Consider the following 24,805-nt stretch of genomic DNA (forward strand, 5'->3'; position numbering starts at 1 on the left):
GAGGTAACGTTGTGCTTGTCGGTCCGACCAAGCGGAACGCCGCCGGGAAGCGCTAGCGATTATTTCTACCGCTTTAACGGAGAGCATCATTATGGAACCCACTCTCTCTCAAGTCATTGAGGTTGTTCGAAATTCCTCAGGTGAGCATCGTAAACCTATTGATAGCAATACGTTGATTGAGGCCGATTTGCATATTTGCGGTAACGACGGCGAAGACCTACTGGAAGACTGCGAAGAAGCGTTTGGCGTTCAGCTTGCCACGGAAGAAGATGGCTATATGAAAACGTTCTCTCTTGCTGAGAACGAGTATCTGTTTACGGGTGAGGGTATAGATTTTTTTGGCATCTGTAGGTTTATGCGCTGTGTGCGTGGCATACCCGAACCTGTGATACGCGATTTAACCGTTGGCGAACTTCACGCTGTGCTGGTTAAGGCTATGAAAGAACAGGTAAAGCACGAGTGATTTTTACTTAAAACGGGCATGGGATGACATGCCCGTATTGTTTTATTGCTCCAGGAATATAAGGCAGGAAGCCAGAACTACTCAGGCATCGCTTGCCCGATTCCCCGCTTCACAACGGGTATATCCCCGGTATCATTTAGCGCTCCCGGAAACGTCTTCAGCCACTGGGCGACTTTCTGCTTATTTATATTCACCACGCTCATTCCTTCCAGGCATCCCCATAATTCTCTTGTATGCTGCGGCGTAATCACAATGCAGTCTTTCATTGCGCGGATTTTCACGGGCATGCCGTTGATAAAGCCTGCGCGGGTTAGCCAGTCACCGCCCAGAAGAAGGTATTTCATGTCTATGCGTGCATACAGTTCGCAACAGGCGGCACTGTCCTGCGGCGTTTCTGCGCGGGGATGAACGGGCGCGGTATCGGGCTGGTTGCCGTGCAGACGGCGGGCGCTGTTTTTGCGTACCAGCTCGCGGTTTTCAATCATGCCGGTGAAAGCGTCTGATTCTGTTTTGCAAACAGTAAACTCTGGCTTAAAATTCGTCGCAGCCATTTTCAACTCCTTGTAAGTTGTTTGTGGTTAGCGGTATGGGGGTGTTGCAGCACCTTCATATCGCGAATTCTCGGTTAAATTCTTTTTGATACTCACTTTGCCGTTCGGCTTAAGTTCTAGTGCTCATTATACAGAGCTGAATATAAATACAGCGGTTTTGGGTGGGGGAAATTAAAAAAATGCGAGAGAGGTTCAGAAAATAGACACAAAGGAGAATAGTCTCCAGCTGTGTAAGAGGATATTGAACAGAAAGCAATCAATACAAAATCAGTAAGTAACATGAAAAAAAGCAACAAGTAAAACTTACTTCCAAACTTTGCCACTAAAAAATAGCAACACTTCTAAAAATACGAAAAGCGAATTATGGTATCCGCTCAACAATTAGGCTTATAAACTAATAGCCAGATCTCAAGTTGAAAATTAACAAAGGCCTCAGGAATGAGGTATTAAACCCAAAGAAGATCTTGTTCAAAATTATATAATTCAACAAGCTCTCTTTCAACGCCAATCTTTTTTTCAATCATGAAATCAGTGAGTTGCTGTCCATCGATTAAAACTATTGGAACACATGATGGCTTAAAAGATAACTCAGCGGCTTCTTTGGTGAAACTACTCGTTGTTATGAAAATACCCTGTTCAAATTCACCAGTAATATTCCCTCTGAACTCAGAAATAGCGCGTCTACCAACTTTATTTGTCGGTGAGTATTTTTTACATTGAACTGCGACACGCATATAGGATAAGCCAACTTTCAGAGCTCCTTTGACATCTATACCACCGTCACGGCCTCTGCTCGTCAATTCCATTTCAAGAAAGCCATATTTCGTTAGAAAGATCCGGCAAAACTCTTCAAACCGGTCCGGATGAAGTTGAACAAGGCATTCTAAAATCTCGCTTTTAACTTTATCCCTTTGCTCAGAGGCTAAAGAATAAGAACCTATCCCAGAAGGGATTGTCAGAATGTCGTAACTGATAATTTCTGAAGGTGAAAAGATGACAGGCAGCAAATGGCGGATCAGCGATGAACTTTGGGAAAAAATGGCACCGCTTATCCCTGAGCACAAAACCTGCCATCCACTCGGTACGCACCGGAAACGCGTTGATAACCGCGCTGCCATGGACGCCATATTCTTCGTCCTCAGGACCGGTTGCCAGTGGAACGCCCTGAACGCCACCGGGATATGTTCATCGAGTTCTGCACACCGGCGCTTTCAGGAATGGCGCGATGCCGGAGTCTTCGAGCGCTTCTGGCAGAACGGTTTGCTTGCCTGCGGGCATCTGGACAGCATTGACTGGTCCTGGCTGTCAATGGACGGCTGTATCACCAAATCGCCGCTGTCAGGAACAAAAAAACAGGCCGTAACCCCACTGACAGAGGGAAACAAGGCGTAAAGCGCAGCCTTTTGACGGACGCCTGCGGGCTTCCTCTGTCGCTGGTTGTCTCAGCAGCGAACACGCACGACATCAAACTGGTTGCGGATACGCTCGATGCCCTTCAGACGGGTCGTCCGGGGCAAAAACTCAGACTCTGCCTGGACAAAGGTTACGATGCAGGCTGGCTGAAAACATATCTGCAGAGCCGCCGCTACGAGCCGCATATCCAGTCCCGTAAAGAAGAGTCAGATGCCAGTAAAAACACGGACTTCAAAGCCCATCGCTGGGTTGTCGAAAGAACTCATAGCTGGATGAATCGCTTTCGCCGGGTTCTGACACGATGGGAAAAGAAGACTGAAAATTACGAGGCCATGTTGCATTTTGCCTGTGGTCTTATTGTCTGGAATAAAGTCCTATTGAGATAGGCTCTAAATATCTCGCATTGAGCTCTCAACTTCATCAGCTTTGCTCTGCATGCTCTCTTCCAAAAGACTCTTTTCAGTGGAAGAGGAGTTCACAAGTAATTCATAACAGCCATCTATAATTTTTTTATAAAATCTTTTCTGATGCATAATCCCCAGATTTTTATTAATGCAGTGTCTATCTAGGGTTATCCTCAAAACAGACTTTGGGTCTTTTGCACCAAACACGTATAAACTATTATTTATGATAGTTTCGTATAACTCATCTATCGATGCAGCTTTTCCAATTATCGTCGAGGCTTTAATAGCAGCATCAATTATTGTGTTAGACATCACATCAACCCTTTGATTCGCTCATAGATCAAATCAAACGGAATGTTTTCTGTCATATAGCACCAAGAAATACGAATTGCATTTTCTATCCGCTCATCATCAAGTCCCATCGAAGCAAGCACATGGCTTGCTGTGTAATTTTGCGATGTACAGGCTGAACCATTTGAAATTGAGATTAGTCCTTTCAAGGCAACCATGGCCGCCTCGGAATTAACATGAGGAATAGACACGTTCAACACATGGCTAGCAGTATTTGAACCATTAACCTCACCGCCTAAAGAGTCAAAAAGCTCTATAATAGAACATTTAATCTTTTCGCATTTAGAACGCCAAATTAAATAATTCTGTTTTGCATCTAAGCATGCCTGACCTAAACCGGCGATTAATGCGACAGGCAAAGTGCCTGGACGCAATCCTTTTTCCTGACCACCACCAAACATTAAAGGCACAAGCGGAATTTTTGAAAAACCTCTTCGTCTGATTATAAGTGCACCGATTCCTTTTGGGGCGTATAATTTATGGCCGCTTATGCTAATCATATCTATACGAGGATTAACTAAATCCTCAGGGTACTTACCATATCCTTGAGCGGCATCAACATGAAACATCGTGATTCTCTAAGACATTACATATAGCATTGATCGGTTGGATTGACCCTGTCTCATTATTTATATGCATTATCGAGACGAGGATAGTGTCTTCTCTCAATGAATTTTTGAGTGTGACAGGATCTAATACTCCACTCTCTCCGATATCAAGATAAGTCACTTCAAAACCATTTGATGCAAGATATTCAATAGGCTCAAGGACAGCTTTATGTTCTATACGAGTAGTAATTATGTGCTTTTTACCAGACTTTCGTGCTTCTGCTTGTAGGCCAAGAATAGCAATATTATTACTCTCGGTAGCACCACTAGTGAAAACCACCTCGGACTTATCCGCATTAGCTAATGAGGCAACTTGGCTGCGAGCTTTTTCAACTGCCTGTTTTGCAACCAGTCCGAACTCATGTGTACGGCTACCTGCGTTACCAAATTCTTCATTTATAAAATGTGTAACTACTTGTGCAACAGAAGAAGATACTGGTGTAGTTGCATTGCAATCCAGATACACGCTCATAGAATTCCCATTCGCAAAATTTGTTTAAGCCCACAAGTATGCTGACATACTGGCCAGAACACGGCAAGTTACTGTTTGTCCGTAACCATATTGGACACTGTACATGTAAACAGTGTTTTTTACGGTTTTGTACTTGACGTAGGGCGCCATAACCTTAAGATAATCACCATGAAGTACAGCTAAGCTAGCCATCTTAATCTTGATACATCTTGTTGTAACCGGCTAGGCGCACATAATGTTCAAGCGCCCCTCTTGAGTAACTCCCTCTGGACCTCATACATTGCTAGTGAGAGACAAAACACTCCTTACATAGTAAAATGATCGGTTTAATTTTACACCAGATGTCCCAACGCCTTTCTAAGGCTATCCGATTAACCAAAGGTAGAAAATGACAGTACAAGACAATCAACCAGCACGTTCAGCCTTTGACTCTCACGGATTTAGAGAGACGGTAGGTAAGCTGGTGCAGCAAACTAAAGAACTTTACTTGAGTGATGACATCCCTTGGGTGATCGGCTACAGCGGAGGTAAAGATTCCACCGCTATCTTACAAATTGTTTGGCAGGCGCTTCAGGAACTAGCAGCAGAGAAAAAAGCTCATAAAAAAGTCCATGTGATTAGTACCGATACTCTTGTCGAGAATCCTATTGTTGCTTTGTGGGTAACACGCTCATTGAAGCAGATGGAAGCTGCAGTCAAAGAGCAAGGTATACCTTTAGAGGCACACCGTTTAACGCCTGCAGTTAATGACCGTTTCTGGGTTAATCTTATTGGCCGTGGTTATCCTGCACCACGTTATAAATTTAGATGGTGTACTGATAGATTAAAAATTAGTCCGTCAAACAACTTCATAAAAAGTGTTGTTCAGAATAATGGCGAAGCAATACTTGTACTTGGAACACGCAAAGCTGAGAGCTCAACTCGTTCAGCAACGATGGAAGTATATGAAAATCGAGCAGATAATACTCGCCGAGCTGCGGGATTAAGTGTAAATAAAGAATTAGATCGAGTTTGGGTATATACACCTATTGCTGAGTGGAGCAATGATGATGTTTGGCAATATCTCATGCAGGTCAAAAACCCGTGGGGTTTTAAAAACCAAGAACTTTTAACTATGTATCAAGGAGCCACTGAAGATGGTGAATGTCCTTTAGTTGTTGATAAATCGACACCTAGCTGTGGTGATAGCCGCTTTGGTTGCTATGTTTGTACGATGGTTGGTGAAGATAAATCTATGGCTGCGATGATTCAGAATGATTCTGAAAAGGACTGGATGCTTCCTCTTTTGAACTTACGTAGCGAAATTGATGTAAATGATTCAAACAAGGATAAAAAATCTGCAAAATTAAAGGCCGATAAAGATCGTCGAGATTTTAGAAGAATGAACGGTTCTTTAACGGTTCATATAAATGAATATGGAGCAGATCTAGTTCGAGGCCCCTATCGCCAAAACTTCCGTGAATACATGCTTAGGAAGGTTCTTGAGGCGCAGGAAAAAGTCCGCCAAATGGGCCCAGAAGAAGTCCGAAATATTGAACTTGTTTCGCTTGAAGATCTTGAAGCCATTCGAAAAATATGGATAGAAATAAAAAATGAAGTGGAGGATAACCTTCCTGCTATATATTTTGAAACAACAGGAAGAGTTTACCCAGGTGCAAAGCACAAAAGTCATCCCTTGTTAAATAGTTATGTTTTGTCAAAATTAAAAGAAAAATGTAAGAATGTCGGCGATGAGGATGGATTGAAATATGAACAAGTTCGTGAACTTCTATCTATCGTAAGTAATCACAAGAGCCCTTTTCGCCGAGCTAAGTTGTTTGAAGAAATAGAAAATTCCTTAGACAAAGGTGCTTTTGAAAATATTACTAAAGCAAGGCAGTTTGCATTAAGAAAAAGATTGTCTGAAAATATTTTAAAGCTTGACAACCAAGATTTAGATGTTGAGGAAAAGCAAAAGCTTCTTTGGGAAAAAGAAATAATCGAAAGCACATTGAGCCAAAATAAACACCTTCAATTAGAACATATTGACATTCAAGAGCTATAGTATGATTTTAGAAGAACTCAAACTTAATAATTTTGGAATATACAAAGGGATGCATGAGATATCCCTTGATAGCTCCGATCCGTTAAAGCCGGTAATTCTTATCGGGGCTCTAAACGGTGCAGGAAAAACTACATTTTTAGACGCTCTTCAATTAGCTTTATATGGAAAATTCGCTAAATGTTCTAATCGAGGAAGATTAAGCTATTCTGCATTCCTTGAAAAAAACATTAATCACTTTGCAGCACAAAAAACTGCATCCGTAACTATTAGATTTCGTCATAATGATAATACTTTTAAACCTCATGTTTATGAAATAGAACGAAGCTGGGAAAAAACAGATAAAAAAGATTGTAAAGAAAAGATAACTGTTTTTTATAATGGAGTACATGACTTACTTCTTAGTGAAAATTGGGATGAAATTGTTAATGAATTTATTCCACAATCCCTTTCAGAATTATTTTTCTTTGACGGCGAAAAAATTGAAAACATCGCAGACCCTAAGCGTTCGGCTGAATTTCTCAAAACAGGAATTGAAGCATTACTGGGGCTAGAAAATTTAAGTCAACTTTCTAATAACCTAAAAGTTATCAAAAGACGAAAGCAAGAAAAATTACTAAATAAAGAAGATAATTATGAACTCCTAACTCTGAAGAATAATTTAGAGCAACTTACTACTAACCGAGATAAGTTACATGAAGAATTAAACACTCGAAATATTGAGTTAGAAAGTGTCAATGCAGAATTAAGCTTATTAGAGAGTGAGCTAACATCTAGTGGGGCTGATAAATTATCCTTACGTAAAGAAATCGAAAAAAAATATTCGATTTAAATCAACAACGGTTTGAAATAGAGCATTCGCAATTGAAACTTGCTGCAAGTGTATTACCACTAAAACTTGTAAGCGATCTAATAAACAAATGCAATGTACAATTGAAAGCAGAGATTAAATTCAATCAATATAAAAATGCTGAAAAAATTATCATAGAAAATCAGAACTCATTAATGGAGGCTATTTTATCAGTAATTACTGATTCTAAAATAAAAAAAGACATCTGTGATATTTTTGATAGAAACAATGTGTCGCCAGCTATGGATGAAAATTTCTGCTGTTATTTAAACTCGCCAGAAATTAATTTCGACTTCATAAAGGAAAAATTGAAAGTTGAAGATATAGAGTTTAAAGAGTTTATTGACAAGAAAGCAGAGATATTAGAAGAGCTTGCTTTTTGTCATCAGAAAATGGCTATAATTCCAAACCTAGATGACGTTAAGCATTTAATCGAAAAAAACGCTCTTCTCAATGAGAAAAAAAATACCATTACGAATCAAAAAAATACACTTAATGATGAAATAAACATTCTTAATGGAAAATTAGATACATTAACGCGAAAATATGAATCTTTACTTCATAAGTCTAATTCCGAAACATTCGAGCATGAAAGACAGCATGAGATCATTAATCATATAGACTCATTACAAACAATTGTAAATGAATTTAATGCACAGATGGTACAAGAAAACATTAAGCGACTTGAAGGAAGAATTAAATCAAAATTTGATCAGTTGAAAAGAAAAGACAGTTTGATTGAAAGACTTACAATTGATCCTAGTGATTTTAATATAACTTTATACACACATGATTATCAAATTTTATCAGCTGATCGCCTTTCTGCTGGTGAACGGCAGCTATTTGCCATATCAATACTATGGGGTTTGGCCGATTGCTCAGGAAAAGAACTACCAACTATAATTGATACTCCAATGGGAAGGCTTGATGGCGTGCATAGAACTCGCTTAATCAAAAATTACTTTCCAAGAGCAGCCTCACAAGTAATTTTATTATCTACCGATGAAGAAATTTACGGTAAATATTATGACGATCTTGCTCCGGCATTAGCACAACAATACACTATAATTTATAGTGAAGAATGCAATAGCTCCGCATTTCATAAAGGATATTTGAAGGTAAAGAAATAAAATGACTATTGAGATAATAAGAGTTTCTGAAAAAGCTAAACAACAGCTAATCACATTGAAGAAACGTACAGGAATAGATCACTGGAACATATTATGTCGATGGGCTTTTTGTTTGTCACTTGCAGAGGAAAGTATTCCCCCTCATGAGGATATAATAACAAATAGCAATATTGAAATGTCTTGGAAAACGTTCGGTGGTGATTTCTCAGATGTATACATGGTGATGCTTCGTCAACGTACTTTCCAAGATTTTAATAACCTCGATGACGATATTTTGAACCAATCTTTCAAGCTACATTTGCATCGAGGTATTTCATATTTATTAAACAAGGTATATAGTCTTGATGATATTAAGAAGCTATGAATTTCTCCCGTTTGATAAATCGCTCTTTATCCTGAATATGATCATAACATAATACCTTCATACTTATAGGGTTAATGATTTTTCCCTCACCATGATACGATTCAATTGTTAGTGGTGAGTTTTCTAATGTTGCAGTACAGTTAGGATGCTCACATTTTCTCCGCATCCCTATTGCACGCAAAGCCCAATAATAGTTATCTAGACCGATATTCGATTTTCCAACATTTCCAGTACCCTTCATATAAAAGGATATTTGAGAGCTTTTGACTCTGTTTGCCCATCCACAAATCAATTTGAAATTTGCAAAATCATCGTCACCTCCACAATGAAAAGGATAAAGATGATCGATTTCAATTGTTAAATGTTGTTGCAAAAGGCCGATAGGTAAGTATTTATCCACAAACTCTGGAAGTATTATAGGACCAGGCTCGTAACCTAAGAAGAGGTCTATCGCATTATCAGAAAAAGGCAACCCCGTTAACCAACATCTCGGTTGGCTACTATATAATGATAATAAGAAAGATTTATCTTTATTATCTAATACCTTACGTTTCCTTGTTGATTTAACAAATTGAACCTGATCCAAAACATATTTTGTTATAATTCTCGCTAGTGTTTTAACTTTATCATCTTCAAAATCCCAACTTAATATATTCTTCAAAATCGCGTTTACTTCTAAAAAAACTTTTGGATAATTAATATTTTCGATGAAATATCGTTCATCCATAAATTGCTCTATAAACCAACGACCCCACTCACGATGTATATCCCCCCGTAAGATTTCTTTTCGTCTTCCCAAAAGTTGATCAGGGAAATTCATTGAAGAAATTGAAGCTTGGGATGTTGTATTCCAAACATCATCTTGGTTTAATACGCTGCCTATTAGGGCAGCGATATCTGTTGATTGATATTGCATCATGATTTTTTAGAAATTCTATATTGCGTATATCTTGGTAAAGTATCCGGTGATTTACGATATTCCGCCCAAAGATATGCCCATTGTTCTCGTATTCCTTTTGCATCTTTCTTAACACCTGAAAGTTGCCAGTCGCGATCGAAGTACTCTGGGCTGACATCCGTAAGCCATTCATTAACAAGATGCTTTATTTGTTCTTTAGAAGATAGCTCTATCTTCGCAACAACTAAATATTCAAAGAAATCAGCTGCCAAAATTGTCAAAGATATTTTGTTAAATAAATTGGATGTTCTTGGTTTACCCCAGAAGTTAAATCTTTCCGGATTTACATCCTGTGAGAAGAAGTTTTTAATACAGTTCCAAAATTCTATAAATATTTCACGCCATGGGCCTTCAAGAGAATGCCAATAATCGAATGGTGTTTCGTAGCCTTGATTAGCATAATCAGCTACAATTTCAGAGTTAGCTAAGAATTTATCTTTCCACCTTCTTGCATAATCATTACCTTCCCCAAATCTAGTTCCGCCAGAAAGTTCTTTAAAGATAGCAATTATTTTACCCATTACTGACCACTGTAGTAGATCATTTTTTTCATCTTCTACACCACGCTGGTGATGCATCTAATTAGTTGAATCTGATGTATAATACGGGCTTTTGAGGTTATCTCATGGCCAGCGTTAACGTTCATTGTCCCCGTTGTCAGTCTGCACAGGTCTACCGCCATGGTCAGAACCCTAAAGGCCATGACAGATTTCGCTGCCGTGACTGCCACCGTGTGTTTCAGCTCACTTATGCTTATGAAGCGCGTAAGCCGGGTATTAAAGAGCAGATCACTGAAATGGCCTTCAATGGTGCCGGGGTTCGCGATACCGCCAGAACACTGAAAATTGGCATTAACACCGTCATCCGGACTTTAAAAAACTCGCGCCAAAGCGAATAACGTCTTCGCCTGTTGCCCATGCTGATGTGGCGCTTATCTGCGAACTTGATGAGCAATGGAGCTTCGTTGGCAGTAAAGCCCGGCAGCACTGGCTCTGGTACGCGTACAACACCAAAACAGGCGGTGTACTGGCCTACACTTTCGGTCCTCGAACCGATGAAACTTGCCGGGAGCTACTGGCACTGCTTACACCATTCAACATCGGCATGATCACCAGCGACGACTGGGGCAGCTATGGCCGGGAGGTGCCGAAGGATAAGCATCTGACCGGCAAAATATTCACCCAACGCATTGAGCGTAATAACCTGACGCTCCGCACCCGCATTAAGCGATTGGCTCGTAAAACAATCTGCTTCTCACGCTCAGTTGAGATCCACGAAAAAGTGATCGGAGCGTTTATCGAAAAACACATGTTCTACTAGGCGGTGTCCCTTAATTGCATAACCGTTGGTAAAAAAGCCGTATACAGCCCAGTTTCACCATCGCCAGATAGTTTCTCGCCGTTTTGTCGTAACGGGTAGCGATACGACGGTATTCTTTCAGGCGGCCAAAGCACCGTTCAACAACGTTGCGATTTCGGTACGCATCACGAGCGAGTACTGAACGACCGTCCGACGCCATTTTCTCATTGGATTTTCGGGGAATGACTATTTTTATACCCTTTCTTTTCAGTTCGTTACGTAAAGCATGCCCTGAATAGGCTTTATCGGCCAGTACCGCATTACCACGACGTTTCATGCTGCCGTTCTGGCGCTGGACACCAATGCCGTCCAGAAGACGTTGTGCAAACTGGCTTTCGTGAGCCTGCCCGGGACTCAGCACGATGTTTAACGGCAGGCCACTTCCGTCTGTAGCCAGATGGATTTTGGTGCCAAAACCACCTCGAGAGCGACCCAGGCTGTTATCTCCGGTGATATCGGGATGTTTTTTTGCGCTCCGGCGGCACATCTGAGCGCACGGATATTACTGCCATCCAGCGCCGTCGCTGACCAGTCAACGAGGCCATGAGCGTCAAGAGATGATAGTAACCTGTTGAAAATAATATTAATTACTCCCGACTTTGACCACCGGTTAAAACGGTTGTAAACGGTCTTCCATGGACCATATCGCTCAGGCAAATCGCGCCATGGCGCACCTGAACACAGCACCCAGAACATGCCATTGATGATCATTCGATGTTCTGCCCATGGACGTCCGGCCCGTGGTGTTGCTGGTTCAGCAGGTAATAAGGGCTGGATGATAGCCCATGCTTCATCGGGAAGATCGTAGCGAGCCATAGTTCAATACGTTGTGGAAACATACAGTTACTATAGCTCATACGATTAAGGGACACAGCCTAATTGGATGCGCTACCACCACGCTCGACTAATCTACAGAATGGGCTTTCTTCGCTTCTTGCCATCCAGGTAATAGCTCGAGCCTCCTCTAACTGTATACCAGATGAGCGTAAACGTTCCGATACCTGCTCCATCTCATCATTAGTGAGCGTTGTCGAGACAATCGTTCCCAATAATGATCTTTCAATAGGAGTTGCTTTTTGGTTAATTACCACGAATTGAAAAACTTGCTCCGCCGGATCCGATGAGAGAAGTAAAGAAACAGGCAACTTTCTAGAATATTTAGTTAAGAGTTTTTCATTTATTTCATCAGCAGGAATATCTTTCGCGTACAAACTTTCAATTTCATCCGCATAATATCCTTCATTTATTTTGGCTTGCGTCTCTTCAATAGCACCAGCTAATCTGTGTTGCCCATCAACAAGGCTAACGGGTAAGATAAAGGATATAAGAGCGTCTCTATCAAATCCCAAGAACGAATCATTACTATTATATTGTTCCCCAAGTTCTTTCAATACTTCATGCCTTGAAGCAACTTCTTTAATAAAATCAAAAAAATGTGATTCATCAAGTACCACTTCATTTGAATCATTCGAATCAGATTCAGTGTCGTTTAATGATAAGCGCTCATCATTATTCGCTGATTCATCAAGAAACTCTTCTTGATAATAATCTCCTGAGATCGAAAGAGCTCTTTTTTTTCTGTATATCTAAGAGACTTGTTTTTAGTAAAGTCTTATCAGTAACACGTTCTTCAAGATTTTTCCTGAGAATTCCGAAAAGCTCAACTAAGGGCATTTTATAAAAATCCGGGAATTCTATAATAATATTCCCAGTATCTTCACCATCGAAAATAATTTTACATTCATCAATGTTTCTTATTGCGCAAATTAATGTATTCTGCACAACATTATGACCATTCGTATAAAACCGTTTTAATTCAGTTAATCTTTTTTCGTTTTTAACCCTTTGAAAACCAACGGACTCAACAACATCAAATTTTGTTTTCTGCGGGACACCTGCCCATCGACTTATTTCATAGGCAGATGCACCAAACAAAACAATCTCATTTGACTCTTTTGTTTGCTTAATTTTTATACCTGGATAACTAAATCTGATAGTCATAATATTCCCTAATTGTTTTGGGCGTCCAACAATTAAGCTATTCTCAAAACTTAACTTCTCAGATTGCTTATGAGCATAGCTTTAGATAGGGAGTACTTTACCCAATAATTAGGATATTGAAAAGCAGTCTAGTGATTGTAACAGACTAAGATAGTGTGGTGCCGAAGGCCGGACTCGAACCGGCACGTATTTCTACGGTTGATTTTGAATCAACTGCGTCTACCGATTTCGCCACTTCGGCACTGAAGGGGATGCGGAAACGTTGTGGATTATACCTGTCGCGCGCCGCCATGCAAGCGACGACGCGCGAAACCCGCGCTAAGTGCCCAAAAAACCAGCGCCCTTCGTCACTCCAGCTCAGACACCGCCAGACGAATCACCCCCGCCGCCTTCTGCTCCGGCAGCGCCAGCACCTTCGCCCACATCTCCTGCACCATATCGCAGGAGAGCTTCTCTTTGCCCGCCGCCTTCTCCGGCATCTGCAGCAGCTGGATGTCCTCGCCGTACTTATCGGCAAGTTCCTTCATAATCGGCCGCACGTCCTCGACGGCCGCCTCGCGTTCGGCCGCGGTCACGGTGTGGCGGTTTTTGCCGTAGGCCGCGCGCATCATGTCGGCATCGGCCTGCATGCGCCGCGCCATCAAATCTTTATCCAGCATACGCATCGGGTTGATGCCGCCCTTCACCATCGGGTAGAGGAAGCGGAAGCAGGCGTCGTCGCTCACCTTCTGGATGGCGGCGGTCTGCTCCATGTTGATGGTCATGTAGTTCACCACGTTGGCGTCCGGGGCGTTTTGCAGGCGCGACATCTGCAGATGCAGGATCTGCGGCTGGATAGTGTCGATAATCTGCTGCTCCGGCTCGCCCGCTTTTTGCAGGGCGGCCATCTGGTCGAGGATGCGCTGATGCAGCGCGGGCTCCTGCTCCTTAATCACCTGCCAGGCGGGCATCGCGTTGAGGGCGGAATCCATCTGCCGTTCAGGGGCGCGCTGCCTGTCGAAAAACACCCAGAACGCCACGGCGGCAGCCGCAATGACGACAATCACAATACGGGTCCACGTTTTATTCATCTCGCATCCTTATCCTTGAGTTATGCCGGTTTACACCGGCACGCCGCTGTGGAAGCGAAACTCGTTGTCCGGTGTCGAGATAAGTGTGGCTTCAATTTCGCCAAAAAGCTTTATGCGCGGTGAGATATCGTCGTCGCTCACCTGCTGTGCCAGCGTCAGGTAGTCCTGATAATGGCGCGCTTCCGAGCGCAGCAGCGAGAGATAGAACTTCTGCAGGTCGTCGTCGAGGAACGGGGCAAGCGCGGCGAAGCGTTCGCAGGAGCGGGCTTCGATGTAGGCGCCGCAGATGAGCTTGTCGATCAGCGTCAGCGGTTCGTGGGTGCGCACTTCCTTCAGCATCCCTTTGGCGTAGCGGCTGGCGGTGATTTTGACGTACGGAATGTCGCGGGCCAGCATCGCCTCACGCACCTGCCAGAAATGGTGCAGCTCCTCTTTAATCAGCAGCACCATGCTGTCGATGAGCGCCTGGCCCCACGGGTCGTCGGTTTTGGGCATCACGCTTTTGCCAATCTGCTTATGCAGGGCGATGAAGTCCGGCTCCGGGCCGTCGCGGAAGGTGAACTGTTCGTAGGGTTTGAGCCAGTCGAGCAGCGCGTCGGCACCGCTTTCGTCGGCGACGTATTTACGCACCAGCAGCAGCGCGGTCTGGGCGGCCTTGAGCTCGCACACCATGTGGTCGGTGAGCAGCAGCGGCAGGTTCGCCGGGTCGCGGGCTTTATCAATCCATGCTTGCGGGGTCGGGCACTGGAGGAAGTTGAGTACGGGGGCGAGTATCTGCGGGTAATCCATGGTTCTGCCTTGAAAAAGCGGTGGCGAGCGCCACCGCCTGAAACGCTTAGTGACGCACGCCGTCGTCGTCTTCGTCGACGTAATCTTCGTCGTCGCCTTCTTCGCCGTCTTCACCGTTCGGATCTTCGAAGTAGGTTCCCCAGCCGTCGTATTCCACCTCAAACTTCTCGGCCAGGTTCATCAGCTGTTCTACCTGCGCGTCGATCAGCTCCGCCTTCAGCGCGCCTTCGCTCAGGATGTCGCAGCAGATGACAGTGTCGCCCTCTTCCACTTCCAGCTCTTCCGGCTCGGTCACTTCGTAACCCAGCTTGAAGGCTTCCACGGCCAGTTTTTCCAGCGCGTCGAAATCATCCGCAGAGAAATGGTGCTCGATGGTGTACAGCGCGTCCGGATCGCTACCGTCTTCCAGCAGTTCTTCAATAATCAGACGCGTCTCTTCGCGTTGCTCTTCCAGGTGTTCCGGGTTTGCCATGGCTCAATCCTCTTTAAAGTGCGGCAGATACTTCTATTTTCACACACGGACGGGTTTGCCTCCACCTTTGTAAGAAAGAATTGTGAAACGGGGTTGCAAATGAATAATTACACATATAAAGTGAATTTTAATTCAATAAGTGGCGTTCGCCATGTGAGGATAAAATGTCTGATCTGTACAAGAAACACTTTCTGAAATTGCTCGATTTTACCCCTGCACAGTTCACTTCTCTGCTGACCCTTGCCGCACAGCTCAAAGCCGATAAAAAAAATGGCAAGGAAGTACAGAAGCTTACCGGTAAAAACATCGCGCTCATCTTCGAAAAAGACTCGACCCGTACACGTTGCTCTTTCGAAGTTGCCGCATTTGACCAGGGCGCGCGCGTTACCTATTTAGGGCCGAGCGGCAGCCAGATTGGGCATAAAGAGTCAATTAAGGACACCGCGCGCGTGCTCGGGCGGATGTACGACGGCATTCAGTATCGCGGTCACGGCCAGGAAGTGGTTGAAACGCTGGCGCAGTACGCGGGCGTGCCGGTGTGGAACGGGCTGACCAACGAGTTCCACCCGACCCAGCTGCTGGCGGACCTGCTGACCATGCAGGAGCACCTGCCGGGCAAGGCGTTTAACGAGATGACGCTGGTTTACGCGGGCGATGCGCGCAACAACATGGGCAACACGATGCTGGAAGCGGCGGCGCTGACCGGGCTGGATCTGCGTCTGGTGGCTCCGAAGGCCTGCTGGCCGGAAGAGAGCCTGGTGGCGGAGTGCAGCGCGCTGGCGGAGAAGCACGGCGGGAAGATCACCCTGACGGAAGACGTGGCGGCGGGCGTGACGGGCGCGGACTTTATTTATACCGACGTGTGGGTCTCGATGGGCGAAGCCAAAGAGAAGTGGGCGGAGCGGATTGCGCTGCTGCGCGGGTATCAGGTGAACGCTCAGATGATGGCGCTGACCGGCAACCCGGACGTGAAGTTCCTGCACTGTCTGCCGGCGTTCCATGACGACCAGACCACGCTCGGCAAGCAGATGGCGAAAGAGTTCGACCTGCACGGCGGGATGGAAGTGACGGACGAGGTGTTTGAGTCGTCGGCGAGCATCGTGTTCGACCAGGCAGAAAACCGGATGCATACGATTAAAGCGGTGATGGTGGCGACGCTTGGGGAGTGATTGACTCCTCTGCGGTCTGGTGCCCTCACCCCAGCCCTCTCCCACGGGGAGAGGGAGAAAACACTAAAAACGACAACAGTATTATTGTCAGGCAGAAAAATTCATTTTACTGACGCTTTCTCAGATACGCATTAACCATAATAAGAATTTATGTTTTTATTAACCATTGTTTATTGAGTAGATAATGGTTAATATCAGGTCATTATCAATTACAAAACACCGTATATTATCGGCGTAATATTTCCTTATTGCTGCATTTCGTTAATAAGGATTATTCATGTCATGGAATAAGCATGAAGCTGTGTCATACGCCCGTAGCCACGCACTAACCCATACTGGACACTATTGCGCTCGAGCAATCGCCGCCGCCATTCGAGCCGGAGGGCTTAAAATCGAAGGGGCAAACGCTAAGGATTTCTGGCGTTCTCTTGAAAAAGCGGGGTTCTCAAAAGTCTATGGCACCCCCATAGAGGGGGATATCGCGGTGATTGATGCCTTGCCCGGCCAGAATCAGTACGGGCATGTCTGTATTTACGATGGCGCTGGAACCTGGTATTCAGATTTTAAACAGAGAACACTGTACCCGGGGCCAACGTATCGCCAACTCCAGCCAGCCGTCATCTTATACAGGCATTATTAATATGAATAAGCTCATCTTAATTGTGTTATTCAGCACAGCCGCATTGGGGGCCGAAGATTTTCAGATACCGATGCAGCGCGCCCTTGAATTCAATCGCTGGTACGTCAAACAGGTGAACAACGATCGTTATCCTATTCAACAGGGAAACGAAATCGATAAGTTCGTTACGGCCAGTACCATGAAAAAATTACGTCATGCAGACGATCCCCGTTATGCCGATGCTGAATTTTACGAGGCTGATTTTTTTATGAAATCGCAGTATATCGGCGAGGACTGGGCTGAGAATGTGGCTATTGATTCGTATGATTCAGACCCGGTCTGTGTAAACGTGAATATCACGTTTGGCAAAAAGACCCAGCACACAGTCATTGATTGCATGGTTAAAGAAGATGGGATCTGGAAAATTCAGTCTGTCGCCGCTCGGGATAATAATTGATGCCCCCGCTAACAATAATGTAGCCGGGTGGCGCTGCGCTTACCCGACCTACACAACCCGTAGGCCCGTGCAAGCGAAGCGCCGCCGGGCAAATCAGGTGACGATGCGGCCTGATGCCCTTTCTCCCACAACCCGCTCTACTCAATTGATTTTTCACCCCGAAAAAGGTACGTTTTCGCCTTAATTCCAGCGTGGACATACCAGCATTATGCCGATTATTCAGTCTGTTGAACGTGCGTTGCAGATCCTCGACCTGTTCAACGAGCAGGCCACCGAGCTTAAGATCACCGACATCAGCAAACTGATGGGGCTGAGCAAAAGTACCCTCCACTCGCTGCTGAAAACCCTGCAGCTTCACGGCTATATCGATCAGAATCCGGAGAACGGCAAGTATCGCCTCGGCATGAAGCTGGTCGAGCGCGGTCATTTTGTCGTGGGCTCTATCGATATTCGGCAGAAGGCGAAAGGCTGGCTGACGGAGCTGTCCCAGCGGACCGGGCAGACGACCCATCTGGGGATCCTGGACGGGCGTGAAGGGGTCTATATCGAGAAGATTGAAGGCAAGCTGGCCGCCATCGCCTATTCGCGCATCGGCCGCCGCCTGCCGGTTCACGCCACCGCCATCGGCAAGGTGTTGATTGCCTGGCTGGGCGAACCCGAGCTGAACGCCCTGCTGGAAGGCTATCAGTACACCACCTTTACGCCCGCTACCCTCGCCTCTCGCGAAGCCTTAATGAGCGCCCTGGCGCAGACCCGCGAGCAGGGCTATGCCCTGGACAGCGAAGAGAACGAGCAGGGCGTGCGCTGCGTGGCGGTGCCGTTGTGGAACCACGAGTCCCGGGTAATTGCCGCCCTGAGCCTGTCGACGCTGACCTCGCGCGTGGACGATGCAGAGCTGGCTAACTTCCGCGAACAGCTTCAGCAGGCCGGGCTCCAGCTCTCACGCGCGCTGGGCTACCCGGCCTGAGCCGTTAGGCCGGCTCGTAGGTGAAGTAGTCGAAGTCCGCGTGGCAGCCGTCACCGCTGATGTCCTCGCAGTGCAGCCCCACAAATGCGCCGGTGAAGAAGCCGCGCCCGCCGATGTAGTCGTCCGATAGCTTCCACGCCTCATACGTTACCGGCACGGCGTGCCACGTCTCGCCGTCGAACGAGTAGCTGTAGCGGTAGACCAGCGTATCCACATCTACCCGCAGCCAGACGCTCTCCGCACTCTCCGGCACCGGAATGGGCTGCTCGTGCAGCGGCCATGACGGCACGTTGTGGTCGAGCTGAATAACCTTGATGGTTCTCCCCTGCCCCTCCTCGTAGTCCACAAAGCAGTAGCTCCAGTTTTTGCTGTTGTAGTAGCAGGTCAGCCCCGCGCTCTGCTGGAAGTGGACCGGCGAGAACTGCATCCGCGTTTCTGAACGAAAAGCGAAGTGCTGCCAGCGGCGCGCCACGGTCGACTGGGTAAAAGTCGAGTTGAGCGAGTCGTTGCCGTAGAGCCGTAAATAGCCGGGCCGCGCGGTGAGCGAGCCGAGGGTGTCGTCGAACGGGATGCGCAGGGTCTGCAGCTCCGGGTCAAGCGAACTGGCGTCGAAATCGTCCCGCCAGCTGACCTGAACGGCTGAGGGCTGCTCCGACACCTGCGGGCCTTTCACGGTCAGCTGCGCGTGCTTGCCGCCTTCCACGTACGGCCAGCCGTCGCGCCACTCAATGCGGGCGATGCCGGTCTCGCGCCCCAGCGGGCAGTAGCCGCGCCCGCCGGAGGCCAGCAGCGGAACGCCGGGCAGGCGCAGCGGGCGGCTGGTGAGGTAGGCCATGTACCACTCCCCGGTGTGTGTCTGCAGCAGCGAGCCGTGGCCGCTCTTCTGCAGCGGGTTCTCCGGCAGGTGCCAGCTGGTCATCATCGTCACCTCCGGATGCAGCTCGTACGGCCCGTCGATGTTTTTTGAACGCAGCACCACAACCGCGTGCTCGTAGCTGGTGCCGCCCTCGGCGACCATCAGGTAGTACCATCCCGCGTGGCGATAGAGGTGCGCCCCTTCGGTGTAGCAGAGCGGCGTGCCGGTAAACAGGGTTTTGCGCTCGGGCGAGAGCGTGCCGGTTTGCGGGTCAAACTCCTGCATCACGATGGTGTTGTGCGGGTTGCTATGGTGGCGCGGCCCCCACGGGCGGTAGAGGTAGTACTTGCGGCCGTCGTCGTCGTGGAACAGGGACGGGTCAAACCCGCCGTTGCCCATCGGGATTGGCTCGCTCCACGGCCCCTCGATGGAGGGCGCGGTTACCAGAAAGTTACGGCCGTTTTTCCACGGCGAGTCGACAATCTTCACGTCGGTATAGAGCAGCCAGAATTTACCGTCGGCGTAGCTCAGGCACGGCGCCCAGATGCCGCCGGAGTCCGGGTTGCCCTTCATGTCCAGCATCGACACGCGGTCCAGCGGGGTGCTGACCAGCGACCAGTTTTTCAGGTCACGGGAGTGGTAGATGCGCACGCCCGGGAACCACTCGAAGGTCGAAGTGGCGATGTAGTAGTCCTCGCCCTGGCGGCACAGGGACGGGTCCGGGTTGAAGCCGGTGAGTATTGGGTTGGTGATTTCTATAGTGCCTCCGGTTAATGGGATGCGGCTGTCGCTGCGTCGGGAATGGCCTCGCCCTGCGCCGCGCGGTGTTTGATCAGCTGCTGGCTGATGGCCTCCACGCGGGCGTCGGTGAGCTTATAAAACGACAGCATGATGAACATGCCCGCGTAGAGCACCACCGGCACCACGCAGAACAGAATTTTGATGGTGGTCAGCACCTCGACCGGCTGCACGCTGCTGCTGGCGGAGTAGTTCACGTACGCCAGGATCCAGCCCACCACCGCCCCGCCAATCGCCAGGCCAATCTTCAGGCTGAACAGGTAGGTGGAGAACACCAGCCCGTCGAGGCGGCGACCGCTGCGGCTCTCCTCGTAATCCACCACGTCAGAGGCCATCAGCCACTGCAGCGGCGTGGTGGTGTTAAAGACGAACAGGAACAGAATGTTGAGGGCAAAAATCAGCGCAATATGCTCCGCCGGGGTGACGAAAATCAGCAGGCTGATCAGCGAGTAGGCGACGATGATCCACTTGAAGGCGGTAACGCGGTCGAAGCGGCCCAGCAGACGGGAGGAGCAGAGCGAGCCGAACATGGTGGCGAGGCTGCCGTAGAGTAAGAACTGGGTCGCCATCTCCGGGTGATCCATTACGTATTTGACGAAGTAGAGCGTCGCCCCGCCGCGCACCACGTTAGAGCAGGTCGCCATCATCTTGAACGCGCACATGATCCGCCACTGGCTGTTGCCCAGCAGCAGCTTAAGATCTTTCGCCACCGACGAGCCCGGCTGCACCTCAAAGGTGTAGCGCTCTTTGGTGGTGAAGAAGCAGACGTAGAGCAGCACCACGCCGCTCAGCCCCAGAACGCACATGGCGCCGAAGTAGCCCACCTGCTCGTTCCCTTTGCCAATGATGCTGACCAGCGGCAGCGCGATGCCGCTGATGGCGAGCGAGCCCGCCGCGGCCAGGAAGAAGCGCCAGGACTGCAGGGCGTGACGCTCTTTCGGGTCGGCGGTAATGACGCCCGGCATGGCGCAGTACGGCACGTTAACGAAGGTATAGACCAGGGTCAGGAGAATGTAGGTCACGCAGGCGTAGATGATCTTGCCCTGCGCGGAGAAGTCCGGCGTGTAGAAGGTCAGCACGCAGACGATGCCGAACGGGATGGCACCCCACAGCAGAAACGGGCGGAACTGGCCGTGCCGCGTGCGGGTGCGGTCTACCAGCAGCCCCATCAGCGGGTCGGTCACGGCGTCGAGCACGCGGGAGACCAAAAACAGCGTGCCCATAATCCCCGCCGACAGGCCGAAGACGTCGGTGTAGAAATAGGCCAGCAGGAACATGGTGGCCTGCCAGACGAAGCCGCAGGCGGTGTCACCCAGCCCGTAGCCAATTTTATCTTTCATGGTTAATTGCGTCATCAGAATTACACCCTTATGTAGTGTGCTGAATTACAACATCGTGTTAATGGAGTGTAATGAGCTGTTCAATTAACCAGCAATGGTCATATCTTATTTCTGAATTACGTTATTTTGCTTTTGTGACGCCACCGATATATCTCAAGCCATTGTTTATATTATTAAATAACAAAAACGACAAAGCCGTCAGCGGAATATTTCCCGCAGACGGTTTTACCTCTAAAAATAATTAAATGCCGAGCGCTTTTTTACCGGCGTTAATTACCTCGATAATTTTATCGGTGTCATAAATACAGCCTTTCCAGGTGCCGCCGCTCACCGACTGCAGCGCCGCCCACAGCCGGGTATCGTCCGGCAAAAAGTCGTGGGCGTGCAGGTCCGGATGCGTCTGCCGCCGTGCCAGCTCGCGCGCCCCCTCTTCCGGCGTCAGCGGGTTGTCCGCCGTGCCGATGAAGTTCACGCTACCCGTGAGGGTCAGGCGGTCCACGGCAATCTCGATGATGTCGTTATCGCGCAGCTTGCCAATCGGCCCGCCCGCCAGCGCCTCAGGCGACACGTGGCCGAAGCAGGCGCCCGTCGACACGCCCGAAAAGCGCGCATCGGTGATTAACGATACCGTTTTGCCCCACGAGATATGCTTGAGCGCGGAGGTTAGCTGGTAGGTCTCTTCCATACCGGTGCCGGACGGCCCCGCCGCCGATCACCACCATGATATCGCCCTGCTTAATCTCTTCCCGCTTGATGGCCTTGATCGCCTGCGCTTCCGAGACAAACACCCGCACCCGGCCGGTGTGGCGGTACACGCCATCTTCGCCCACCACCGACGGGTCGATCGCCGTGGCCTTGATCACCGACCCTTCCGGCGCGATGTTGCCCGTCGGGAAGCAGACCGTCGAGGTCAGCCCTTTCGCTTTTGCCTTCTCCGGCGGCAGGATCACGTCATCCGGATCCACGCCGTCCTGCTCGCGCAGGCACTGACGGAAGCGCGCCCGGCGCTCGGACGCCTGCCACCAGTCGAGGTTCTCGCCCACCGTCTGGCCGGTCACGGTCATGGCGTCCAGGTGCAGCAGGCCGAGATCGCGCAGATGAAGCATCACCTCCGGCACGCCGCCCGCGAGGAACGCGCGCACGGTCGGATGATAGTCCGGGCCGTTGGGCAGCACGCTCACCAGGCGCGGCACCCTGCGGTTGACGCGCGTCCAGTGCTCAACGTCCGGGATCGTGCAGCCCGCCGCGTGGGCGATGGCCGGAATGTGCAGCAGTAAATTGGTGGAGCCGCCGAATGCCGCGTGGATCACCATGGCGTTTTCGATGGCTTTGTCGGTGAGGATATCGCGTGTGGTGATGCCGCGGTTATCCAGCTCGCTCACCGCACGCGCCGACTGGCGGGCGATCTCCAGCCACACCGCCTGCCCGGACGGCGCCAGCGCGGAGTGCGGCAGCGCGAGACCCAGCGCCTCCGCGACCACCTGCGAGGTACCTGCCGTGCCGAGGAACTGACACCCGCCGCCCGGCGACGCGCAGGCGCGACAGCCCAGCTCGGCGGCCTCCTGCAATGACAATTCGTGGTTGGCGAAGCGCGCGCCGATGGTCTGGACCTTGCCCGCGTCTTCCCCCACGGTCGGTGGCAGCGTCGCCCCGCCCGGCACCAGAATGGTCGGCAGGTCGTGCATCGCGGCCAGCGCAATCATGGTGGCGGGCAGCCCTTTATCGCAGGTCGCCACGCCGATCACCGCCCGCCGCGTCGGCAGGGAGCGGATCAGGCGGCGAAACACGATCGCCGCGTCGTTGCGGTACGGCAGGGAATCAAACATGCCGTGCGTGCCCTGAGAACGGCCGTCGCACGGATCGCTGACGAAGGCCGCGAACGGGATCCCGCCGTTGCGGGTGATCTCCTTCGCCGCCGCCTGCATCTGCATGCCGATCTCCCAGTGCCCGGTGTGGTAGCCCAGCGCGACCGGACGTCCGTCTCCGGCGCGGATGCCGCCCTGAGTACCGATAATCAGCACCTCTTTGCCGGTCAGCTTGTTGGCATCCCAGCCCATCCCGGCGTTCTGCGTCATGCCGAACAGGTTGCCGCTGGGAGATTCCATCAGCATCTGCGGAGTCAGCGGCAGCGCGCCCTGCGGCCCCGCCGCGTGGGTGATCACCGCATAAAACGCGTCATCCTGTGGGGTGAAAATTTTCTCAATGGTCATCGTTATCGTCCGGCTCAGCAAAGCTTGAGCTGTTGCAGCAGAGTTTTCAGCTGCGCCTTGCGCGGCGCGTCCAGCGGCGAGGCTGGCGGCAGAACGTGCGTGGAAATCGGGCGGCCGCAGAGCACTATCGCCTCTTTAATGACGTTCACAAACGGCGTATCCAGCTGATACATCTGCGGTATTTGCAGTAAGGTCTGATGATACTCAGCCGCTTTCGCCACGTCTTTATCCCGCCAGGCTTTCAGAAGATTCACCGACACCTGCGGTGCAAAGTTGCCACTGGCCGAAATCGCCCCGTCGCCGCCGAGCAGCAGGGTATTAAACAGATGATCGTCGTAGCCGCACAGCACGGTGAAGTGCGGATGGGCGGCTTTGACGGTGTGGATCATGCTGCGCAGGTGGGCGACGGAGTCGATGGTGTCTTTGATGCCGATAATATTGCTGCGCGAGTCGGCCAGGTTTTTCACCAGCGCCGGGGTCAGATCCTGCCCGGTCAGCGCCGGGAAGTTATAGAGCATCACCGGCAGCGTGACGCTGTCCGCCACCTGCTCGAAGTAGCGGATCAGATTCGCTTCCGACACTTTCCAGTAGTAGGGGTTAATCACCACGATGCCGTCCGCGCCCGCCTGCTGCGCGTGCTGGCTCAGCTCAATGGTTTCCCGGGCGTTGGTGCCGCCGGTGCCGATCAGCACCGGCACGCGGCGATCGACATGATCGATAGCAAAGCGGGCAATGGTTTTACGCTCTTCGCCGCCGAGCTGGGAGAACTCGCCGCCGCTGCCCAGGAAGAACAGGCCGTCGACGCCTGCCTTGATCAGATCGTCGATCAGCGCGGCGGTGCCCTGCTTATCGAGCTGGCCGTCGGCGGTAAAAATGGTGGAGACAGGGGGAATGATTCCCGTGAACAACGCGGACTGCGGCATGAGATCTCCTTGCTGAATCATTTTGTTCTACATTATAGAACAGCGTTCATTAATTTAACGATCATACTATGACGCAGAAAAAGCACAGGTAAATGGGAAGGGGAGAGGGAGTGCGGGAAATTTAAGCTGGATCACATATTGCCCCTCACCCCGGCCCTCTCCCCATAGGG

Annotated in this window: 26 protein-coding genes, 1 tRNA gene and 2 pseudogenes; 12 read left to right on the forward strand and 17 right to left on the reverse strand. The window is 49.3% G+C overall.

The window, feature by feature from the left end; all coding sequences use genetic code 11:
• Positions 1-91: 91 nt before the first annotated feature.
• Positions 92-463 carry a hypothetical protein gene (locus tag EXW94_RS23365; RefSeq protein ID WP_174341123.1) on the forward strand — a complete coding sequence of 124 codons (372 nt, stop codon included), beginning with the start codon at positions 92-94 and terminating at the stop codon, positions 461-463.
• 77 nt (positions 464-540) lie between these two features.
• Here the strand turns inward: EXW94_RS23365 and EXW94_RS23370 are convergent, their stop codons facing one another.
• Positions 541-1,014 carry a SymE family type I addiction module toxin gene (locus EXW94_RS23370; protein WP_174341124.1) on the reverse strand — a complete coding sequence of 158 codons (474 nt, stop codon included), beginning with the start codon at positions 1,012-1,014 and terminating at the stop codon, positions 541-543.
• Between the two features lie 446 nt (positions 1,015-1,460).
• On the reverse strand, positions 1,461-2,021 hold the full coding sequence (locus EXW94_RS23375) for a restriction endonuclease (protein WP_254797876.1): 561 nt from the start codon (positions 2,019-2,021) through the stop codon (positions 1,461-1,463).
• On the opposite strand from EXW94_RS23375, the gene EXW94_RS23380 reads away from it, so the two are divergent.
• A protein-coding gene (locus EXW94_RS23380) for an IS5 family transposase (protein ID WP_174339605.1) occupies positions 2,008-2,813 on the forward strand; the annotation gives its coding sequence in 2 pieces (ribosomal slippage) (positions 2,008-2,358 and positions 2,361-2,813; 804 coding nt in all). The genes EXW94_RS23375 and EXW94_RS23380 overlap by 14 nt on opposite strands.
• Positions 2,814-2,816: 3 nt before the next feature.
• Here the strand turns inward: EXW94_RS23380 and EXW94_RS23385 are convergent.
• Together EXW94_RS23385 and dndA are read right to left on the reverse strand one after the other, a co-directional pair.
• Positions 2,817-3,143 (reverse strand): hypothetical protein, encoded by a 327-nt coding sequence (locus EXW94_RS23385; protein WP_174341125.1) that lies wholly within the window; start codon positions 3,141-3,143, stop codon positions 2,817-2,819.
• A pseudogene (dndA, locus tag EXW94_RS23390) lies at positions 3,143-4,262 on the reverse strand (cysteine desulfurase DndA). Before dndA ends, EXW94_RS23385 begins: the two are co-directional and overlap by 1 nt.
• Before the next feature lie 388 nt (positions 4,263-4,650).
• On the opposite strand from dndA, the gene dndC reads away from it, so the two are divergent.
• Genes dndC through dndE form a run of 4 tightly spaced genes read left to right on the forward strand, consistent with a single transcriptional unit; the run spans position 4,651 to position 8,647 of the window.
• A complete protein-coding gene (gene dndC / locus EXW94_RS23395; protein ID WP_174341126.1) occupies positions 4,651-6,306 on the forward strand; it encodes a DNA phosphorothioation system sulfurtransferase DndC in 1,656 nt (551 codons plus the stop codon).
• Between the two features lies 1 nt (position 6,307).
• Positions 6,308-7,135, forward strand: coding sequence for a DNA sulfur modification protein DndD (gene dndD, locus EXW94_RS28340; RefSeq protein ID WP_254797877.1), 828 nt, complete (start codon positions 6,308-6,310; stop codon positions 7,133-7,135).
• Positions 7,136-7,167: 32 nt separating this feature from the next.
• On the forward strand, positions 7,168-8,283 hold the full coding sequence (gene dndD, locus EXW94_RS28345) for a DNA sulfur modification protein DndD (protein ID WP_254797878.1): 1,116 nt from the start codon (positions 7,168-7,170) through the stop codon (positions 8,281-8,283).
• Between the two features lies 1 nt (position 8,284).
• Positions 8,285-8,647, forward strand: a complete 363-nt coding sequence (dndE, locus tag EXW94_RS23405) for a DNA sulfur modification protein DndE (RefSeq protein ID WP_014068702.1) — start codon at positions 8,285-8,287, stop codon at positions 8,645-8,647.
• Here the strand turns inward: dndE and EXW94_RS23410 are convergent.
• Both EXW94_RS23410 and EXW94_RS23415 read right to left on the reverse strand, forming a co-directional pair.
• Positions 8,634-9,566, reverse strand: coding sequence for an HNH endonuclease domain-containing protein (locus EXW94_RS23410; RefSeq protein ID WP_174341127.1), 933 nt, complete (start codon positions 9,564-9,566; stop codon positions 8,634-8,636). The two genes, dndE and EXW94_RS23410, sit on opposite strands and share 14 nt — an antisense overlap.
• Positions 9,563-10,183, reverse strand: coding sequence for a hypothetical protein (locus EXW94_RS23415; protein ID WP_174341128.1), 621 nt, complete (start codon positions 10,181-10,183; stop codon positions 9,563-9,565). Before EXW94_RS23415 ends, EXW94_RS23410 begins: the two co-directional genes overlap by 4 nt.
• Before the next feature lie 47 nt (positions 10,184-10,230).
• Between EXW94_RS23415 and EXW94_RS23420 the strand changes: the two genes are divergently transcribed.
• Positions 10,231-10,925 (forward strand): IS1 family transposase gene (locus EXW94_RS23420; protein ID WP_174340542.1). Its coding sequence is split into 2 segments (ribosomal slippage): positions 10,231-10,477 and positions 10,477-10,925, totalling 696 coding nucleotides; the frame shifts between segments, so codons are not numbered across the junction.
• 10 nt (positions 10,926-10,935) lie between these two features.
• Here EXW94_RS23420 and EXW94_RS23425 read toward each other — a convergent pair.
• The 7 genes from EXW94_RS23425 to rraB all read right to left on the reverse strand — a co-directional run bounded on the left by EXW94_RS23425 (position 10,936) and on the right by rraB (position 15,296).
• A protein-coding gene (locus tag EXW94_RS23425) for an IS5 family transposase (protein ID WP_127353137.1) occupies positions 10,936-11,780 on the reverse strand; the annotation gives its coding sequence in 2 pieces (ribosomal slippage) (positions 10,936-11,435 and positions 11,435-11,780; 846 coding nt in all).
• Between the two features lie 59 nt (positions 11,781-11,839).
• Entirely contained in the window at positions 11,840-12,418 is a 579-nt protein-coding gene (locus tag EXW94_RS23430) for a hypothetical protein (protein ID WP_174341129.1), read from the reverse strand.
• A 70-nt stretch (positions 12,419-12,488) separates the two neighbouring features.
• On the reverse strand, positions 12,489-12,965 hold the full coding sequence (locus EXW94_RS23435) for a hypothetical protein (protein ID WP_174341130.1): 477 nt from the start codon (positions 12,963-12,965) through the stop codon (positions 12,489-12,491).
• Positions 12,966-13,121: 156 nt separating this feature from the next.
• A tRNA-Leu gene (locus EXW94_RS23440) sits at positions 13,122-13,206 on the reverse strand.
• A 106-nt stretch (positions 13,207-13,312) separates the two neighbouring features.
• Positions 13,313-14,035 (reverse strand): topoisomerase II, encoded by a 723-nt coding sequence (locus EXW94_RS23445; RefSeq protein ID WP_174341131.1) that lies wholly within the window; start codon positions 14,033-14,035, stop codon positions 13,313-13,315.
• 30 nt (positions 14,036-14,065) lie between these two features.
• Entirely contained in the window at positions 14,066-14,824 is a 759-nt protein-coding gene (gene miaE / locus EXW94_RS23450; RefSeq protein ID WP_023293401.1) for a tRNA isopentenyl-2-thiomethyl-A-37 hydroxylase MiaE, read from the reverse strand.
• A 46-nt stretch (positions 14,825-14,870) separates the two neighbouring features.
• Positions 14,871-15,296 (reverse strand): ribonuclease E inhibitor RraB, encoded by a 426-nt coding sequence (rraB, locus tag EXW94_RS23455; RefSeq protein WP_029739283.1) that lies wholly within the window; start codon positions 15,294-15,296, stop codon positions 14,871-14,873.
• Positions 15,297-15,395: 99 nt separating this feature from the next.
• Here rraB and EXW94_RS28100 point away from each other — a divergent pair, with 99 nt between their 5' ends.
• The 5 genes from EXW94_RS28100 (at position 15,396) to xynR (ending at position 18,508) form a co-directional block, all read left to right on the forward strand.
• Positions 15,396-15,491, forward strand: a complete 96-nt coding sequence (locus tag EXW94_RS28100) for a hypothetical protein (RefSeq protein WP_213014347.1) — start codon at positions 15,396-15,398, stop codon at positions 15,489-15,491.
• A complete protein-coding gene (argF, locus tag EXW94_RS23460; RefSeq protein ID WP_174341132.1) occupies positions 15,461-16,465 on the forward strand; it encodes an ornithine carbamoyltransferase in 1,005 nt (334 codons plus the stop codon). Before EXW94_RS28100 ends, argF begins: the two co-directional genes overlap by 31 nt.
• A 277-nt stretch (positions 16,466-16,742) precedes the next feature.
• The gene (locus EXW94_RS23465; RefSeq protein ID WP_174341133.1) at positions 16,743-17,105 is read left to right on the forward strand and encodes a CHAP domain-containing protein; all 363 of its coding nucleotides are present in this window, start codon (positions 16,743-16,745) and stop codon (positions 17,103-17,105) included.
• Position 17,106: 1 nt separating this feature from the next.
• A complete protein-coding gene (locus EXW94_RS23470; RefSeq protein WP_023334327.1) occupies positions 17,107-17,541 on the forward strand; it encodes a DUF3828 domain-containing protein in 435 nt (144 codons plus the stop codon).
• A 208-nt stretch (positions 17,542-17,749) separates the two neighbouring features.
• A complete protein-coding gene (gene xynR / locus EXW94_RS23475; protein WP_174341134.1) occupies positions 17,750-18,508 on the forward strand; it encodes a DNA-binding transcriptional repressor XynR in 759 nt (252 codons plus the stop codon).
• 4 nt (positions 18,509-18,512) lie between these two features.
• Here the strand turns inward: xynR and EXW94_RS23480 are convergent, their stop codons facing one another.
• From EXW94_RS23480 to yagE, 4 genes and pseudogenes are all read right to left on the reverse strand, one after another.
• A complete protein-coding gene (locus EXW94_RS23480; RefSeq protein ID WP_174341249.1) occupies positions 18,513-20,123 on the reverse strand; it encodes a glycoside hydrolase family 43 protein in 1,611 nt (536 codons plus the stop codon).
• An 11-nt stretch (positions 20,124-20,134) separates the two neighbouring features.
• Positions 20,135-21,517 carry an MFS transporter gene (locus EXW94_RS23485; RefSeq protein WP_134691260.1) on the reverse strand — a complete coding sequence of 461 codons (1,383 nt, stop codon included), beginning with the start codon at positions 21,515-21,517 and terminating at the stop codon, positions 20,135-20,137.
• Between the two features lie 226 nt (positions 21,518-21,743).
• Positions 21,744-23,712 (reverse strand): annotated as a pseudogene (gene yagF / locus EXW94_RS23490) (xylonate dehydratase YagF).
• 14 nt (positions 23,713-23,726) lie between these two features.
• The gene (gene yagE, locus EXW94_RS23495) at positions 23,727-24,635 is read right to left on the reverse strand and encodes a 2-keto-3-deoxygluconate aldolase (RefSeq protein WP_174341135.1); all 909 of its coding nucleotides are present in this window, start codon (positions 24,633-24,635) and stop codon (positions 23,727-23,729) included.
• Positions 24,636-24,805 lie beyond the last annotated feature (170 nt).

It is taken from the genome of Enterobacter sp. JMULE2 (genome assembly GCF_013337145.1).
Classification (GTDB): domain Bacteria; phylum Pseudomonadota; class Gammaproteobacteria; order Enterobacterales; family Enterobacteriaceae; genus Enterobacter; species Enterobacter mori.